Annotated in this window: 1 protein-coding gene; it reads right to left on the bottom strand. The window is 53.8% G+C overall.

Annotation, left to right across the window (positions count from 1 at the left end):
* Positions 1-22: 22 nt before the first annotated feature.
* Positions 23-1,248, bottom strand: a protein-coding gene (locus HMPREF3162_RS02120) for an IS3 family transposase (protein WP_141759526.1) whose coding sequence is annotated in 2 segments (ribosomal slippage) — positions 23-969 and positions 969-1,248 — 1,227 coding nt in all. Because the reading frame shifts where the segments join, the coding sequence is not laid out codon by codon here.
* Between the last annotated feature and the right edge of the window lie 43 nt (positions 1,249-1,291).

Here is a 1,291-nt window from a genome sequence, read left to right as displayed (position 1 = left end):
CCTGGGTTTAGTTCCGCTTCTATTACGCCCCTGTGTTGATGGGCTGGGTGAGATAGTACTCGGTTTCTACATCTTGTGGGGTGGCGTAGTCCAATGCTTCGTGAAGTCGCTTGGTGTTCCACCAATGCACCCACCGCAAGGTGGCCAATTCGACTTCTCCGACCGACGTCCACGGACCTTGGGCATGAATCAGTTCCGCCTTGTAGAGACCGTTGACTGTTTCGGCTAGAGCATTGTCATAAGAATCGCCGACTGTTCCCACACTCGGACGGATTCCGAATTCCGCTAGCGCGGTGGAATACTTCAGTGACACGTACTGGCTGCCCCGATCGCTATGGTGAATTAACTGGTTTCCATGAATTCGCCCTGCAGTCGTTAACGCATGCTCCAAAGCCTCCATGGGCAGCGCATCGGTACGCATCGTCGAGCGTGTAGCAACACCAACAATTTTCCGACTGAAGACATCCACAACAAACGCGGTGTAGGCGAATCCTGACAGGGTACGAACGTAGGTAATGTCGGCAACCCAAAGCCTGCCTGGCGCTTGTGCACGAAAGTCTCGCTGTACAAGGTCTGGGCGATGATCCGGTGCCTTCGGGCTAATCGTTGTCACAGGGGTTCGTCCACGTCGGCGGCCGGAAACACCTGCTAGCTTCATCAGTCGTGCAGTCTTGTCGCGGCCGATATGAAAGCCTTCACGGTTCATCGCGTGCCACATTTTGCGGATGCCGTAGACCGAGAAATTCTCCGCATGCACACGCTGTATCTCTGGAATGAGCAGGCTATCGCTTAAGGCCCTTGCGCTGGGAACACGTGTGGTGACTTTGCGGTAGCCGCGTGAAGTAATGAATCCACGATCTGCTTGTCGAAGGACTCGGCAGATAGCCTCGACCCCAAACTGATCTTTATATGCGTCGATGTAAGAGATCATTTGGTCGCGGGTCGGTCGAGTTCCGCTGCGAAAAAAGCCGAAGCAGTCTTAAGAATCCCGTTTGCTCGTTTCAGTTCGCGGTTTTCTCGGCGCAGACGCTTGAGCTCTTCTTCCATTCCTTCGCCGCCTGACGCATCAGAATTATCACGTACTGAAGCACTGTCACGGTACCAAGCCCGCAACGTGTGGTGAGATACTCCAAGGAGCTCGCCGACCTGAGTGTAGGCGCGTTGCAGTGAGCAAGACTCCAAACGGACCATTTCGATGATCTGATGAACCGCCTTCTCCTTGAACTCGACGGAATACTTTCTAGGCATAGTTCAATCCTTCCTTACCTAAGGTAGGAACTAAACCCAGGAC

This window comes from Brevibacterium sp. HMSC07C04 (assembly GCF_001815905.1).
Taxonomy (GTDB): Bacteria; Actinomycetota; Actinomycetes; order Actinomycetales; family Brevibacteriaceae; genus Brevibacterium.
This window is presented reverse-complemented; position numbering and strand designations above follow the sequence as displayed.